Origin of the sequence: Sorangium sp. KYC3313, from assembly GCF_052075895.1 — a bacterium.
GTDB classification, from domain to species: domain Bacteria; phylum Myxococcota_A; class Polyangia; order Polyangiales; family Polyangiaceae; genus Sorangium; species Sorangium cellulosum_B.
Genome location: NZ_CP197255.1, coordinates 10,229,562 through 10,243,581, shown reverse-complemented (window position 1 = coordinate 10,243,581; position 14,020 = coordinate 10,229,562). Strand labels below are relative to the sequence as shown.

General features: G+C 72.3%; 15 protein-coding genes. 4 read left to right on the top strand and 11 right to left on the bottom strand.

Annotated features, from left to right (window positions below; genetic code table 11):
- Positions 1–103 precede the first annotated feature (103 nt).
- The 4 genes from ACSRUE_RS38830 to ACSRUE_RS38815 all read right to left on the bottom strand — a co-directional run bounded on the left by ACSRUE_RS38830 (position 104) and on the right by ACSRUE_RS38815 (position 3,940).
- Positions 104–1,003, bottom strand: coding sequence for a WGR domain-containing protein (locus ACSRUE_RS38830; RefSeq protein WP_441287971.1), 900 nt, complete (start codon positions 1,001–1,003; stop codon positions 104–106).
- 36 nt (positions 1,004–1,039) lie between these two features.
- Positions 1,040–1,336, bottom strand: a complete 297-nt coding sequence (locus tag ACSRUE_RS38825; RefSeq protein WP_437769213.1) for a DUF2288 domain-containing protein — start codon at positions 1,334–1,336, stop codon at positions 1,040–1,042.
- A 125-nt stretch (positions 1,337–1,461) separates the two neighbouring features.
- A complete protein-coding gene (locus ACSRUE_RS38820; RefSeq protein ID WP_441287970.1) occupies positions 1,462–2,463 on the bottom strand; it encodes an alpha/beta hydrolase in 1,002 nt (333 codons plus the stop codon).
- Positions 2,464–3,049: 586 nt separating this feature from the next.
- Positions 3,050–3,940, bottom strand: a complete 891-nt coding sequence (locus ACSRUE_RS38815; protein WP_441287969.1) for a hypothetical protein — start codon at positions 3,938–3,940, stop codon at positions 3,050–3,052.
- Position 3,941: 1 nt separating this feature from the next.
- On the opposite strand from ACSRUE_RS38815, the gene ACSRUE_RS38810 reads away from it, so the two are divergent.
- Both ACSRUE_RS38810 and ACSRUE_RS38805 read left to right on the top strand, forming a co-directional pair.
- Positions 3,942–4,109, top strand: coding sequence for a hypothetical protein (locus ACSRUE_RS38810; RefSeq protein WP_441287968.1), 168 nt, complete (start codon positions 3,942–3,944; stop codon positions 4,107–4,109).
- Between the two features lie 124 nt (positions 4,110–4,233).
- Positions 4,234–5,241 (top strand): DNA/RNA non-specific endonuclease, encoded by a 1,008-nt coding sequence (locus ACSRUE_RS38805; protein ID WP_441287967.1) that lies wholly within the window; start codon positions 4,234–4,236, stop codon positions 5,239–5,241.
- 9 nt (positions 5,242–5,250) lie between these two features.
- On the opposite strand, the gene ACSRUE_RS38800 is transcribed toward ACSRUE_RS38805, so the two are convergent.
- Complete coding sequence (locus ACSRUE_RS38800; protein WP_441287966.1) at positions 5,251–5,661, bottom strand: nuclease A inhibitor family protein; 411 nt, start codon at positions 5,659–5,661, stop codon at positions 5,251–5,253.
- A gap of 212 nt (positions 5,662–5,873) precedes the next feature.
- Here ACSRUE_RS38800 and fbaA point away from each other — a divergent pair, with 212 nt between their 5' ends.
- Positions 5,874–6,947 (top strand): class II fructose-bisphosphate aldolase, encoded by a 1,074-nt coding sequence (fbaA, locus tag ACSRUE_RS38795; protein ID WP_437769208.1) that lies wholly within the window; start codon positions 5,874–5,876, stop codon positions 6,945–6,947.
- A gap of 108 nt (positions 6,948–7,055) precedes the next feature.
- Here the strand turns inward: fbaA and ACSRUE_RS38790 are convergent, their stop codons facing one another.
- Both ACSRUE_RS38790 and ACSRUE_RS38785 read right to left on the bottom strand, forming a co-directional pair.
- Positions 7,056–7,448 (bottom strand): hypothetical protein, encoded by a 393-nt coding sequence (locus ACSRUE_RS38790; RefSeq protein ID WP_441287965.1) that lies wholly within the window; start codon positions 7,446–7,448, stop codon positions 7,056–7,058.
- Between the two features lie 148 nt (positions 7,449–7,596).
- Positions 7,597–7,962 carry a hypothetical protein gene (locus ACSRUE_RS38785; protein WP_441287964.1) on the bottom strand — a complete coding sequence of 122 codons (366 nt, stop codon included), beginning with the start codon at positions 7,960–7,962 and terminating at the stop codon, positions 7,597–7,599.
- 372 nt (positions 7,963–8,334) lie between these two features.
- Here ACSRUE_RS38785 and ACSRUE_RS38780 point away from each other — a divergent pair, with 372 nt between their 5' ends.
- A complete protein-coding gene (locus ACSRUE_RS38780; protein WP_441287963.1) occupies positions 8,335–8,556 on the top strand; it encodes a hypothetical protein in 222 nt (73 codons plus the stop codon).
- Positions 8,557–8,581: 25 nt separating this feature from the next.
- Here the strand turns inward: ACSRUE_RS38780 and ACSRUE_RS38775 are convergent, their stop codons facing one another.
- From ACSRUE_RS38775 to ACSRUE_RS38760, 4 genes are all read right to left on the bottom strand, one after another.
- Positions 8,582–9,514, bottom strand: a complete 933-nt coding sequence (locus ACSRUE_RS38775) for an HTTM domain-containing protein (protein ID WP_441287962.1) — start codon at positions 9,512–9,514, stop codon at positions 8,582–8,584.
- Entirely contained in the window at positions 9,511–10,086 is a 576-nt protein-coding gene (locus ACSRUE_RS38770) for a hypothetical protein (protein ID WP_441287961.1), read from the bottom strand. The genes ACSRUE_RS38775 and ACSRUE_RS38770 overlap by 4 nt, the downstream gene beginning before the upstream one ends.
- Positions 10,083–12,524 carry a hypothetical protein gene (locus ACSRUE_RS38765; RefSeq protein WP_441287960.1) on the bottom strand — a complete coding sequence of 814 codons (2,442 nt, stop codon included), beginning with the start codon at positions 12,522–12,524 and terminating at the stop codon, positions 10,083–10,085. The genes ACSRUE_RS38770 and ACSRUE_RS38765 overlap by 4 nt, the downstream gene beginning before the upstream one ends.
- Positions 12,525–12,710: 186 nt before the next feature.
- Positions 12,711–13,985, bottom strand: coding sequence for a trypsin-like serine peptidase (locus ACSRUE_RS38760; protein ID WP_441287959.1), 1,275 nt, complete (start codon positions 13,983–13,985; stop codon positions 12,711–12,713).
- Positions 13,986–14,020 lie beyond the last annotated feature (35 nt).

Here is a 14,020-nt window from a genome sequence, read left to right as displayed (position 1 = left end):
GGGGCGTGTTCGCGGACGCCGGGGGGCCGCGCGGCGCCCGGAGCGTTGCCTCGAGGCGCGCGCCGGACGCGCAGCTCAGTCACCGCAGCTCAGGCCGAGCAGCTCACGCCGCGCGCATCCGCGCGACCCGCTCGGCGACGTGCGGGTCGCCGCCCGCGTCGATGCTCGCGAGGAGGTCCTTCAGCGAGCGCCCGCGGTGGGCGAGGTGCGCCTCGAGGTGCGGCGAGAGCGCCTTCCAGCGCCGCGCCCACCCGGCCTCGGCGCTCATCGAGCCGTGGTGCGGCCGATCGACGAGCAGGGCGCCGAGCCGGAGGCCGAGCTCGGGATCGTCGAGCTCCTCGAGCTGCCGCTTCAGGAGGGCGAGCGCTCCGGCGGCAGGAGAGGCCGCCGGCGGGGCCTTCCAGGTGTCGCGCACCGCGCGCGCGAACGCCGCGGCGTCGAGCTCCGAGAGCAGCTCGATCGCGCGCACGAGCGGCAGGCGATCGCGCGCGCTCGGCGCGACGACGCGGTCGAGGAGCGCGTCCAGCGCGGCGGACAGCGCCCCGTCGGTCGCGGGATCGAGCCCGCCGAGCGTCTCGAGCGCCCGGCGGGCGCGTCGGACGGCGCGCCCGAGCACCCAGCTCCGCCGGCCGCGCGCGGCCGAGACCGCGGCGAGCGCGTGGACGGCGGCCTTGCGCCGCGCCTCGGTGGCCTCGCCGGGCTGGACGCGCGGCGGCAGATCGAGCTTCGGCGGCTGCGGGGGCGCGGCCGCGACGGCGCCGGCCGCGGGGGCGCCGACGGCGGGCGCGCTGCCCGCGGCGGCCACTTCCTGGTAGCCCTCCCTGAGCTTCTCCGCGATCTTCTTGTCGCACTCGCGCTGCGCGGCCTCCGCCGTGGGGAACGCCTTCTCCTTGCGTTGCCCGGCGGTCCCCAGCCGCCCGTAGACGACGATGAAGGTCGTGTCGTCCACGTCGGCCATCCAGAACTTGGCGCTCGTCCCCTGCACGAACTCGAACCGGCGCATGCGGGCGACGATATCACGTCGCGCTGGCGGCGCGCCTCACGAGGGCGGCGGCGAGGGCGGCTGGCGGATCAGCACGAACGGCGCGACCACGAGCGACAGGAAGCGCAGATCGTGCTGCTGCGGCCAGCGCGCGAGATCGGCGGCCGTCGGCTTGGTCAGCTTGCCGGCCGCGATCCAGGCCTCCACCGCGGCCGTGTCGTTCGCGGCCATGGCCTCGCCGACGTCCAGGAGGTCGAGATCGGCGGCGACGACGATGACCGCGTCGCGCACCGTATGGGTGCGGAGATCGGTCCAGAAGACCTCCCCGAGCGTCTTGGCGAGCTGTTCGCGCATGGGGGCAGCATAGGCCCCGGACAGCGGCCGCCAAGCCTGCGCGCCGCCGCCCGGGCGAGGGAGGCCGGCGGCCGCCGGCCGCGGCGGTCCGGGCAGGCGGCGCTGCCCGGGGCTCCAAGCGCGCCTTACCAGCCCATGTTGTGGTGGACCCAGCAGTCGATCTGCTCCCAGCCGACCCGCGCCTTGCGATGGCCGTTCAGGATATGGCCCGCGTCGGGGACGATCGCGGTCGTGACGCTCTCGGCGCTGGCATAGAGCGCCGCGTCGGAGTCCACGTACGACGCCGGCTGCAGCGCGTCCGTCTCCCCGAACTGGATGAACACCGGGCTCGTCACCTCGTCGATGCCGGCGAGCGTCGGGTCCTCGGAGACGGCGAGGAGGCTCAGGAACTGCCCGCGCGTGGACGTGTCGGCGATGGTGGCGTTGTCGAAATCGATGAGCGCCGGGTTCGCGTTCGCGGTGTCGTAGAAGATGGCGGTGCGCATCTCCGGCGGGATCGCGATATAGGGCGTCTGCAGCAGCGCGGAGATCGCCTCCGGGGGGACCGGGATCGGGTGCGGCGTGAAGGCCAGGCCGGTGTTCACGAGGACGTCGGCGTCATTGTAGGTGCTCTGAACGAACGTGTTGATGATCGCGCCGTTCGAGTGGCCGACGAGCGCGACGCGCGTGAAAGGCGTCCTGTAGACGCCGCCCGGCGTGCGCATCTCGGTGATGATCTGATGGACGCTGTCGGCGGTCTCTGCCAGATCGAGGAAGTCGCCGTCGGGCCGGCTGCTCTCTCCGGCCCCGAGCATGTCGAGGGCCAGGACGGCGTATCCCTCCTTCGCCATGTGCCGGGCATAGGAGTAATCGTGTCCGCCGAACGACGGGAGATCCCAGTACTCGTGCGTGTAGGTCAGGCCGTGGACGAGCACCTGAAGGGGGCGGTACGTGGTCTGACCCTGATAGTAGAGGTATCCGACGACGTCGTACGTGTTGCCGTCGGAGAGGGTCACCGGGAACACCAGGCGCTCGACCTTGGTGGGCTGCCTCGACGACGACGCCTCGGCATCGCCCGAAGAGAGCGCGGCGGCCGCGAGCGTCGCCGAGAAGAGTACCGTGCTGAGTGCGCGATAATACAAGTTCATGAATTGACCCTCATGGTTACGGCAGGTGATTGGAGGTGAGGCAACGTCTATCGCGGTGCGATATCCCGTTGTCTCTCAGCTCCAGCGCCGCCACGCCATGTTCGCAAACATTGGACCAGAAAGCGTCTACGTCAACAGGATAGCGCACGATCTCCGCCCGCGCCGCCGTTCGCCGCCATTTCGGAGCGCTGTTTGGTCTCCAGCGCGTTGACCGTGGGCTCGCCGGGCCCGTCGTGAGGAGTGGACGCTGCACGAGTCTTTGCGTGATGCCGCAATGCTTTGCATGAGGGGTGACGCCGGCTGCCGGTCACGGCACATGTGCCAGGGAGGGCGTCCTCATGACGGCTTCTGTGCTGGCGAACAAATCTCCCCGTGCTTTACCGCTCTTGCCGGACGTCATGGCCAGGAGACGCCATCGCGGCACGGAGATCGTTCGATGAATCGATATGGGATTTTTGTGGCTCTGCTGCATTGTGCTCGGGGGTGCACGGGTGAGCCCGGCGATCCTCGGCGCGGCGCGGGCGCGCAGCCGCGGCGCCGCTGGTGAGCGGGAGCGCTGCCCGCGGCGCGATGACGTCAATGCCGCTCAGAAGGTCGCTTCGGCGCCGATGCTCGGTAGGAGGATGGGTCCGAGCGTCTCCGGCTCGCATCCACGCAGGAGCGAGCACTCGTATTGCAGCGTCTCTTTTCCAGCGGTGGCGTTGAGCGCCTCGACCGTGAGCGAGAGGGTCCGTCCTTCCCGGAGGATCCACCGCTTCTCGAGCCGCAGGTCGAGCCGGAAGAACGCCGGCAGCCGCTCCGGCAGGCTCAGCCGGCGGACCACCTGGGCGATCCGCTCGCGCTGCCGCTCGCGGCGCCGGATGTCCTGCTCCGTGTCGGGGCGGTCGTCGTTGCCATCCGGGCGCTGCCCGTCGACGCCGTCGTTGTCCCAGAGGTCGTAATCGACCGTCATGGGAATGCCGCTGTGGAACACCGCCCTGGCCCCGAGCTTCCAGCCGCGGCCCACGTCGACCGCGGCCGCCATGTTGAGCACATGGCGGCGGTCGAACGCCGAGTCGAAGCTCTCCCGGCCGACATGGCGGACGGAGCGGGAGAGGGTGTAGGACACGAACTTTCCGATGCGCTTCGACAGGCTGCGGTGCGCGTGGATCTCCAGCCCATGGGTGCTGCCGGCGCCGCGCAGCTCGGCCCGCTGCGCGAGGCCAGCGTCGGTGCCGGGAGGCCGGTTGCCGAGGGCGTCGCTCAGGTCGAAGAAGCCGCCCCGGAACCCGGTGATCGTGGCCTTGATCTCCCCGGGGAGGCGGAGCTCGACGCCGGCGCTCGCCAGCAGCCCCGTCTGCACGCCGCCGCGCAGGCCGCCCACCTGCAGGCCGGGCACCGCGCCGAGGAAGCTCGGCGGCTGGTGGGTCACGCCGAAGGCGCTCAGCAGGGCGACGCGCGGGGTCGCCTGCAGCCGCGTCGCGAGCCGCGGATCCACCGTGGCCCTCGTCGCGCCGCCGGACGCGAAGAGGTCGCCGCGCAGGCCCGGGATCACCTCGAACCCGGGCGCGGCGCGGACGACGATGTCGGCCCAGAGCCCCGCGGCGAGGTCCTCCCGGCTCGTGAAGAGGCGCGCGAGCGCCCTGTCGTTCCGGGTCGGGAAGTGAGAGTCGCGGCGGCACGCTCAAGCAAAACGTACCGACGGGCCTTTCGGGCCGAGCGCTGCGCGCCTCGCCGACGTCGCGCTGGACGACCGCGCCGTCCCTGCCTTAGATAGCTGACAGCGCCGACGTGGGCTCGAACAGGAAGCGACAGCAGAAGTCCTCGGGTTCGCGCGTGCTCGTCGCGCTCCTCGTGACCGGGCTCAGCGCGGTGGGGGTCAAGTGCGGCCTCGAGCGCGGGCTCGAGGAGCTCGGCCTCGACCTCGGCGGCGACCGCCCCTCCAGGCCATCGCCGACGCCCGGCCGATCCGGCAGCGCCTCGCCGCCGAAGGGCGCTCCGCCGAAGGACGCGCCCTCCTCGCGCCCGCCCGCGCCGAGCCCGCATCTCGAGCTCGGCGTCCCGGCCCGCACGGGAGCGCGCGCCGCGCGGGCCGACGCGTCCGACGATCACCTGATGATCAAGCCCCAGTACGCCCTCTCCTACAACCGCTCCAGGAACGTGGCGAACTGGGTCGGCTGGCGGCTCGACGCCGCGTCGTTCGGGGACGCGCCCCGCCATCGGGGCAAGTTCCTGGCCGACAGCGCGCTGCCGGACGGCTGGTACCGCGTGCAGCACGACGACTACACCGGCTCCGGCTTCGATCGAGGCCACATGGTCCGCTCCGAGGAGCGGACGCGGACCCCCGACGACAACAAGGCGACGTTCCTCCTCACGAACATCCTGCCGCAGCGGCACGAGCTCAACGCCGGTCCGTGGCTGAGGCTCGAGGAGGCGTGCCAGGAGCTCGCGCAGAAGGAGCGGCGGGTGCTGTTCCTGATCGCCGGCGGCCTCTTCGACGAGCGCGAGCTCCCGGCCGCCACCATCGGCAAGGGCGTCGCCGTGCCGGACGCGTTCTTCAAGGTCGCCGTGGTCCTCGAGCCGGGGCAGGGGCCCGGCGACATCGGCCCGGCGACGCGGGTCATCGCGGTGGTGATGCCGAACGAGACGGGCATCCTCGATCGGGGCTGGGGGCAGTACCGGACGACGGTGGACGAGATCGAGCGGCGCGCGGGCTACGACCTCATGACCGCCCTCCCCGAGGCCACGCAGCGGACGCTCGAGGCGCGCGTCGACGACGGGCCCGCCGGCGGTCGCTGAGCGGCGCGCTCAGGTCTCGACGACCTTCGTCACGAGGCCGAGCCACGCGCCCGACGGATGGCGGCCGAGGACGTAGACATCGATCGCGACGCGCCCGACGCGGTAGACCCGGACGTCGGTCAGGTGGCGCTCCAGCAGGTCCACGAGCCGCCGGTACCGCCCCGCCTCGGCCAGCGCCGCGTCGCCGGCGTCCCCGGGCACGTCGATCACGGGCGCGAAGAGGTCGCCCGCCGTCGTGACCTCGACCGGCGTCGCCGCGTCGAGGCCCTCGGCCTCGAGCAGCGCGGCCGGCGAGGACGCGTCCCCGCGCGACCGGAACGGGCGCAGCTCGTGATCGGACTCGCTGGGGAACAGCAGGCCCTGCGCGGCCTCCGCGAGGGATGCGAGGAGCTCTTCGGGCGACATGGATGAGGCCTGCATGCGGATCTCCGGGCGGGCTGCTCGGCGAGGGCGAGCTCGCCGTGGGGGGGTCATTCCACCGTGAAGCCAGCGGAGAATCCGCTTGCTCCCTGGGCTTTGGCGATGGTACCCGGACCGCGCCCGCCCTGCGGCTCCGATCCACCCTTCCGCTTTCCTTCGCCGCGTTGCATGCTCGGGCGAGACCCGAGCAAGGAACAAGGATTCAAGGTGCCATGTCCAAGATGAAGCTCAAGCCCGGCGTGATCACTGGCTCCGCTCTTCAGGAGCTGTTCGAGTACATGAAGAGCGTCGAGTGTGCGCTGCCGGCCGTGAACGTGATCGGCTCGCACAGCACGACCGCCGCGCTCCAGGCGGCCCGAGAGGCCAAGTGCCCTATCATCATCCAGTTCTCGAACGGCGGTGCCCACTTCTTCGGCGGCAAGTTCCTGGACAACAAGGGTGAGAAGGCCGCCATCGCGGGCGCCGTCGCGGGCGCGCACTACGTGCGGAACCTGGCCGAGGCCTACGGCGTGCCGGTCATCCTGCACACCGATCACGCCGCGAAGAAGCTCCTGCCGTGGATCGACGGCCTGCTGGAGCACGGCAAGAGGTTCTTCGAGAAGAACGGAGAGCCCCTGTTCTCCTCTCACATGCTCGATCTGTCCGAGGAGCCGCTCCACGAGAACCTCGAGATCTGCCAGAAGTACCTGCGGCAGATGGCGGCGCTCAAGATGACGCTCGAGATCGAGCTCGGCGTCACGGGCGGCGAGGAGGACGGCGTCGACAACAGCGGCATCGACAACTCCAAGCTGTACACCCAGCCCGCGGAGGTGCTCGCCGCGTACGACGCGCTGAAGCCGATCGGCAACTTCACGATCGCCGCGTCGTTCGGCAACACGCACGGCGTCTACAAGCCGGGCAACGTGCAGCTCCGGCCGCCCATCCTGAAGAACTCCCAGGACGCGATCCAGAAGGAGCGCAAGACGGGCCCGAAGCCTGTCGACTTCGTGTTCCACGGCGGCTCCGGCTCGACGCGCGAGGAGATCCGCGAGGCGGTGTCCTACGGCGTCATCAAGATGAACATCGACACGGACACGCAGTGGGCCTTCACGCAGCCCATCAAGAAGTACATGGACGACAAGGGCGCCTACCTGAAGTCGCAGCTCGGCAACCCCGAGGGCGAGGACAAGCCCAACAAGAAGTACATCGACCCGCGCGGCTGGCTCCACCTCGGCGAGAAGGGCGTGGCGGCGCGCCTCGTCGAGGCGTGCAAGGACCTGAACTCGTTCGACAAGTTCGAGTTCTGATCCGCGGCGAAAGCGAAGGCTCCGCTCGCGCGGGCGGGGCCGGAGCGACGCCTGTACTCGCCGCGGCGACATCGCGGCGCGTCGTTCAACCCACCGGCGGCTGGCTGCTCACGAGGGCGCCGAGTGCGCCGCGCTCAGCGAGCGCGCCGGCGCCGTCACCGCAGGGCGGCGGCGAGGCAGCCGGGAGAGCGGCAGGCCGAAGAGGCCGAGCGCGGTGAGCTCGATCCCCAGCACGGGCAGGAAAGCGACGCCGGAACCCCCGGTGGCGAGGAACTGCACCAGGGCGATCGGGGCCGCGATCGACAGGAGCGCTGTCGGGTACGTGATGCCGTGAAGCAACGCGAGCAGCACGCCGACGATCCCCACCGTGAGACAGCCGTCGACGCTGGGGGTCATGTCCAGCGCGCCCGGCGTGCGCAGCGCGGCGCGGATCCACAGCAGGGAGCCAGTCCCCAGGAGGACCATCGCGATCGGCAGGTTGGCCGAGGAGCGGGTCGTCATCTTCGGTGTCTGGAAAGCCATGCTTCCGCGGTGACAGCACGCGATGTGCCATCACGGCTCCCGGGCGGCGACGGGCCGCCCGGCGCGCTGCGTGATGCAGGGAGTGCGGGGCAGCGCACGCCTTGCGCGCCGCGATCCCCCGGTCGCGTCAGGGCGAGGGCGGGCCGGGCTCCTCGCCTGCGCCGGGCCCGCCCGCGTCAGGGCGCTCGTGTGTTCGTTGTGGACGCGCGGGCTCGACGGGCGCGAGCCGGATGCCCAGGTTCAGGAGCTTCACACAGTCCTGGTCGCACGTGGGCCGCCCGCCGGGGAGAAGCGAGCAGCGTGCGACCTCGACGGGCTGCTCGGAGCGCCCGTCGACGACAATCCGACACCGCACGGGAGCCCCGGTCCGTGGACAGACCAGGGTGACCTCCGAGGTGTGGTAATGCCGCCGGGCGAGCAGGCGCCTCGTCCCGGCGATCAACGCCACGACGCCCCCAGCAGCCGCCAGCAGCACGACGAGCCAGTCAGCCATCGCGACCCCCTGTGAAGAGCGCTGCGGCGTCCACCGCAGCACGTACGACGCAGCAAGGGGTGCGCCATGCGCTTCGCCGAGGCGTGGGCCCAGCCGGCGCGGCAGGGCCCGTTCCTTGTTTCATCGCTGGTGCATTCCACGCGCCTCTCGGCGCAGGGCGTGCGCCCCGGGACCCGTGGCGAGGAGCAGCGGCCCGCTCCGCCGCCGAGAGACGGCGTGAGGAGCCGTGAAGAAGCACGGGAATCGGTGGCAACAGGCGCGATCCGGGTGCGGTCCTGGCGGCTCGCCATGGCGGCGCCGCGGGTCGACGTCTTTCGGCTCGATGATTGCAAACCGCCTTTCACCGGCAGATGGCCGCGGGAGGAGGTCGCCATGGCCTGTCATCTGGAGGAATCGGACAAGCTGGTGTGGATCGAGGTCGAGGGGGGTGGCACCGAGCCACGGCGGGTGCGCTGCCCGCGGCGGGCGGCGACGGTGGACGCGCGGGAGTGCTTCGCCTGCCCGCGCTACGCGACGCTCGCGATCCATCCGAGCGGGAAGAAGGTCTATCTCGTCTGCGAGCCGTTCGACGAGGAGCCGAGCGAGCGCTCGTAGCGGCGCGCGAGCCCGGGAGCGCCCCTCACGTCCTCCCGTTCCCGATGGCTGCGTTCACGCGGCGCGGGCGCCTTACATCGCGTATCTTCTCCAGCTCGAAGAACCCCGCGAACGCGATGCCGAGCAGGGGATACGGGAACAGGATCGCCATCGTGAGCAGCACGCCGAGGTGGAAGAGCCAGGCGGCGCCGCAGAAGACGACCGCGACGCGCCGGCTGAACAGGGCGAGCGGCGCGCCGAGCTCCATCGCCAGGCTGGCGAGCGCGAGGGGCGGGAACAGGAACCGGTAGCGGACGAGCGCGCCGCCGAGCGGAGAGTGCGTGTCGCCGAGCGCGATCTTCCGGACGTTGTCGTAAGCGATGTAGTTGCGGAGGATATCGCTCGTCGCCCAGTCGAGGCCGCTGTTCCGGAGCTTCGTGACCCCGGCGATGAAATACGACATCACCGTGATCGCGCAGAGCAGCCGGATCGGCCAGCCATAGCGGCCGTCCGGCGCCGGCGCCGGGGTGCCGGCGCGGCGCGCCGCGCGCGCGTCGAGCGAGTGCGCGTCCGCCGCGGCCCCGAGGCCGAGCGCGATGACGTGGAGCGCGAGGAGGTTCTCGGTGTGGAACACCATGCCCCAGGAGCTCCGGTAGCTCAGCACCCAGAGCAGGAGCGCGCCGAAGACGGGCCCGGCGACGCGGAACCGGTAGCCCGCCACGAACGCCGCGCCGGCGGCGATCGCCGCGCCAAGGAGGCTCTGTACCGCCCAGAGGGGGAGCGGCGCGGACAGCACCGAGACCACGCCGACGGGCCTGAAGCTCCCCGGAGGCAGGTGGCTCACCCGCTGGAAGTGCACCGCGCGGACGCAGAGGTACACGAGGGCGAAGCCGCCGACCAGGAGCCGCAAGAGCGCGAGCCGCTCGGCGGGCGCCTCGGCGAAGAAGGCGCGGTCGAGCCGCGCAAGGAGCCGCCTCATCGCGCGCCCACCTTGCATGTCGCGTGGAGCTTGGAGTCGATCGGGGCCTCCTGCCCCTCGAAGAACGCGACGGCATCGAAGGTGTCGGTCCGGAGCTCGACCGCGACGACATCCGCGTAGCCGTCCTGCGCCGCGACGCGCGACGCGATGCCGCGGCAGAGCGCGCGGGCCGCGCGGGCGCCCTGGCGGATGCTCTGCGCCAGCGTGGCCTTGGCCTGCAGCACCTCCTCGCTGCCCACGAGGCGCGGCGGGATCGGCCGCCGCCCGCCCCGGGAGTCCACGCCGACGGCGCGCTCCACGGCGGTGCGCGCGTCGTGGCGGCCCCACGAGAACATCGGGTAGGTCGACAGCGGAAAGCTGTCGACCGGAGGGCGGCGGAACAGCGGGGCGAGCATGAGGAGCAGGAACGCGGCCGTCACGCCGTACGCGTACGCCCGGCGCTCGCCGAAGCGAGCGGCCCCGCGCGGGCTCGATCCGCCGCTGGTCCCGGCGCCCACGGCGCCGCCGTACGGGCTCGGTTCACCGCCGGCGCCAGCGCTCGCGACGGCCTCTCCCTCGCCGCCCGCGCTCACAGAGGCCCCGCCGCCGGCGCGCTCCGCCCTGGCACCAGCCCGAGCATCCGGCCCCCGTGGCCGAGCGCGGCCCAGGCGTGCTGCACGTAATCGATGCGGATCCGGGGAGACGCCATGCTCTCGCTGAAGCCCCCTTCGATGATCACGTCGCGGCTGCACGCGAAGCAGGTCGCGGGCGACCACTGCTGCCGCACGAGGAACCCGAGCACCCGCCGCATCAGCGCCTGGTCCCGCGCGAGGTCCTCGCCGCGCGCCTCCTTGACCGCCATCGCCGCGGCCAGCGCCTCGCCGAACCCCGCTGTCGCCGTGTTGTGCGGCGGCAGCACGTTGCCGAACCCGTACCCGCCCACGAGATCGGGCGTCACCCCGCTGTCCTCGTCGAGCACGAGCCGCGACTTGAACGCGACATAATCGAGGCAGAACCGCTCGTAGTCGTCGCGGCGGTGGTGCCCGAGCGCCGCGCGCGCCGCGAGGCAGTGCCAGTTTTCCTCCATGTACACGAAATTACTGGCGAAATGGTCCCAGTAGCGGTTCGCGTAGTAGTCCATGGCGCGATCGACGGCGGCGCGGACGGCGGCCGCGGGCGGGAGCCCGGGGCTCGGCTCGCGGGCGGCGAGCGCCTCGAGCAGCGTCAGCGCGAGCACCGACTGGCCTCCCTCGTAGAGCTGCGTCGGGCCGAGGACGGGCGCGACGCGCGCGAGGTCGAGCTGCGGCGCGAACCCGCCGTCGTCCCGCTGCGTCGCGAGCACCATCCGGGCGAGCCGCCCGATGAGCGCGTCGTGCGTGCCGTGCGCGTCGCGGCACGAGAGGAACGTGACAAGGCTCAGCGCCGTGGGGTTGAGGCCCGCGATCGTCCCGGGGCTGTCCTTGGGGTAGAAGAGCGCGCCGACGGCGTTGCCTTCGCCGGCCCTGCGCTCGAGCTTCGCGAGCAGCCCGAGCGAGCGCTGCACCACCTTCGCGAGCTCGGGCGACGTGGGCACGCCCTCGGCGCCGACCCCGAGCTCGCACAGGGCGAGCGTCGTGCCGGCCTGCCGCGCGATCGAGAACCCGTCGAACGAGGCGCGCCCGGTGAACGGGTGGACGATGTAGCGGAACATGCCGTCCTTCCGCTGCGCCCCGAGGATGTAGCGCTGGGCGGCGGCCGCCGCCTGCTGCGCGGCGGCCTCGGTGAGCGGGACCGACGGCTCCCCGATCCGCGACAGGAGGTGGAGCGCGCCCTCGGCGTCGACGGCGTAGCTGAGCGTCTCGATCCGCACGAGGCCGCCCCGCAGCGCGGCGCCGCCGGCGGTGGGGCCGCCGGGCGGCTCCGGCTCGCCGAGGGCGCGGCGCAGGACCGCGAGATCCACGCCGAAGCGGAAGTCGGGGACGCCGGCCAGCGGCGCGTTCGTGTTGAACGCGTCGAGCGCGATGAGCTGCCAGGGCATGAGGCACCGCTCCGCGAGGCAGAGGCCGTCGAGCCCGGGGCGCAGCGACAGCCCGTCGAGGCCCGGGCCGGGGGAGGCGAGCGGCTGCGTGGCCGAGACGACGTCGATCTTGAGTGGGCCGCGCAGGGCCTCGGCGAGCGCTCCGCGCAGCGCCGCCGCGGCGTCCTCGCCCGGCGCGGGCTGGAGGCAGCGGGTCGTGACGGCGGCGCGCTCGGGGTCGCGGCCGGGGGCGAGGTGGGTGACGACGAGGGTGGGGCGGCCGGGCTCCGGGGGCGCGGCGCATGCGGCCGGCGCCGTGGTCATGAGCGAGGGCGCCTTGGCCGGCGGTGCGGGGAGCGCGTCGAAGGAAGAGAGCGCCTCGCGCAGCGCCGCCCCGGTGCGCGACGGCGCGCCGCCCGGCACGGGCATGACGTCGGCCTTGGCGACGCGGTGGCGGAAGAGCAGCGAGAGGGCGGCCAGGACGACCAGCGCGGCGAGCGCGGAGAGCGCGGGCGAGGGCCGGCGCTTCGCGCGGAGCAGGCGGAGGCCGCCGGTCGAGGCGACGCCCCAGCACGCGAACGGCAGCGTGAGGAGCGCGACGACCGCCCAGACCGCGAGCAGCGCCGCCGCGATGCCGGTGCCGAGGCCGCGGTTCAGCGAGGCGACGTAGACGGCGGAGGAGAGGAGCCCGAAGCTCAGGAAGGCGAGGTAGCCGAGCGAGCAGAACGACGTCACGCGGAAGGCGCGCGGCGCGAGCGGGTGGGGGAGGAGCGAGAGGACGGCGGTTGCAACGTGGAGCAGCGCGAGCGCGGCGGTGACCACGGCGAAGAGCGTCCACGGCCGGAAGGGGAGGGAGAGCGCGGCCCAGGCGAAGACGGGGGCGTGCAGCGCGCTGAGCAGCCCGACGGCCCAGCGGCGGGGCTGCGGGGGCGTGGAGGCGGCGCCGCGGCTGGCGAGCGTGGGGGATTCGGCCGTGGGGGCGCCGTCCTGGAGCGGCTCCGAGGGCGGGGGGGGATCGGTGTCGGGCGCCTGCATGGTGCGGCGACGCTTAACACGGCGCCTGGCGCGCACGATCGCCGCCGTCGCTCGGCCGCGGCGCGAGGGGCGGGCGGCCTCGTCGCGCTCGCGCAGGGCGGCGATCGCGGGCCCCGGGGCCGAGGCGCGCGGGGCTCCACGCCGGGGGAGCCTCGGGGAACGAGGCGCGCGGAGCCTTCGTCCGACTCAATTGTTGACGCAGCGGATGAGCTCGCCGGCGTCCGCGCAGATCGCGGACATCTCTGTTCCCCCGTTCCTGCAGGAGAGCCAGGCGACGTCGGCGAGGTGGTGGAGGCCGACCACCAGGCCCGTGCCGGCGTCGATGATCGGCGACCCGCTCGATCCGCCTTCGCTGTCGCACGAATAGCCGATCTGCGATCCACGGAGCGTGCCGGAGTAGGTCTGATCCAGCGCGTCGATCTGGCAGCGGAGGGTATGCGCGTCATCCCTCCAGAAGCCGATCTCTTTCGGGCGCCCGGCCGGGTGCTGGATGAAGTGGATGGGGTTGCCGACGCGGGGTGCCTTCGTCGTCGGGGTGAGCACGCCCCAGGTCGTCTGAGGGTTGCCCGGCAGCCTTATCAGCGTGTAATCGAGGCCGCCTCTGGAGCGGGTGCGGGTCCGGCTGTTGGTCTTGAGGAGGGAGCCGCCCATGAGGCCCTCGCCTGCCGCCACGGCCGCCATCGTCGAGCTATCGCAGGCCGTTCTCTGGTAACCAAAGCGGGTCTCGAGGCTGTTCGTCTCCTCCTGGGTGCTGATGCAATGGTTGTTGGTGATGAGCGTGGTTCGGTCCTTGTCCTCGGTGGCGATCAGCCAGCCCGTGCACAGGTACATGCCCGTGCCGCGCGCGAAGAGCAGCCGCGCCACGGGCCTCTGCTGAACGTCGAGCTCCGGGTGACACACGATGGGTTCGCGACCCTCCGTGGCACACACGATATCCGGCGTGCCTCCGCCGGGCCTCCTCGCGAGGGCGACGCTGCCCGGCGTCGCCTCGCCCGATGTCACAGGATCCGGGGCGATCGCGATCGTCCCGTGGCCGATGTCCGCGATCGAGAACCCGTGGCCACCGCCGGTGCTGCTGTGCAGCTCGACGATCGCGGTCTCTCCGTCGATGGCGAACGCCCAGACGTCGCCGTCCCCGTTCGGGCCGCGGTCCTCGTACCGGAACGACTGCGCGCCGTCGGGGCTCGAGACGGTGACATAATCGCCCTTCGCGAGAGAGAAGTCGTTGAAGTGCACGCGCACGAACGTTGCGCCCGGCGAGGTGATCGCCTGCTTCCAGCCACCCGCGTACGGGTGGGACGTCTCGGCCGCATACGCGATGACGTCACCCGCCCGGAGCGGCTCGGGCGCCGTGTCGAGCTCCTCTGGGTCGTCGGTTCCGCCTGCGCCGGGAGCGTCCACGTTCCCAGCACACCCCGTGAGCGCGAGGAGCGACCCAGCGACCAGCATCTTTCTGTTCATTACAACCCCCCTTCGTCCAGAGTCACCGCATGGAA

Coding starts and splice junctions, on each gene's coding strand:
- ACSRUE_RS38765 (WP_441287960.1), bottom strand. CDS start 12,524: ATGCAGGCGCCCGACACCGATCCCCCCCCGCCCTCGGAGCCGCTCCAG.
- ACSRUE_RS38825 (WP_437769213.1), bottom strand. CDS start 1,336: ATGCGCGAACAGCTCGCCAAGACGCTCGGGGAGGTCTTCTGGACCGAT.
- ACSRUE_RS38775 (WP_441287962.1), bottom strand. CDS start 9,514: ATGAGGCGGCTCCTTGCGCGGCTCGACCGCGCCTTCTTCGCCGAGGCG.
- ACSRUE_RS38780 (WP_441287963.1), top strand. CDS start 8,335: ATGGCCTGTCATCTGGAGGAATCGGACAAGCTGGTGTGGATCGAGGTC.
- fbaA (WP_437769208.1), top strand. CDS start 5,874: ATGTCCAAGATGAAGCTCAAGCCCGGCGTGATCACTGGCTCCGCTCTT.
- ACSRUE_RS38820 (WP_441287970.1), bottom strand. CDS start 2,463: ATGAACTTGTATTATCGCGCACTCAGCACGGTACTCTTCTCGGCGACG.
- ACSRUE_RS38785 (WP_441287964.1), bottom strand. CDS start 7,962: ATGGCTGACTGGCTCGTCGTGCTGCTGGCGGCTGCTGGGGGCGTCGTG.
- ACSRUE_RS38830 (WP_441287971.1), bottom strand. CDS start 1,003: ATGCGCCGGTTCGAGTTCGTGCAGGGGACGAGCGCCAAGTTCTGGATG.
- ACSRUE_RS38800 (WP_441287966.1), bottom strand. CDS start 5,661: ATGCAGGCCTCATCCATGTCGCCCGAAGAGCTCCTCGCATCCCTCGCG.
- ACSRUE_RS38760 (WP_441287959.1), bottom strand. CDS start 13,985: ATGAACAGAAAGATGCTGGTCGCTGGGTCGCTCCTCGCGCTCACGGGG.
- ACSRUE_RS38790 (WP_441287965.1), bottom strand. CDS start 7,448: ATGACGACCCGCTCCTCGGCCAACCTGCCGATCGCGATGGTCCTCCTG.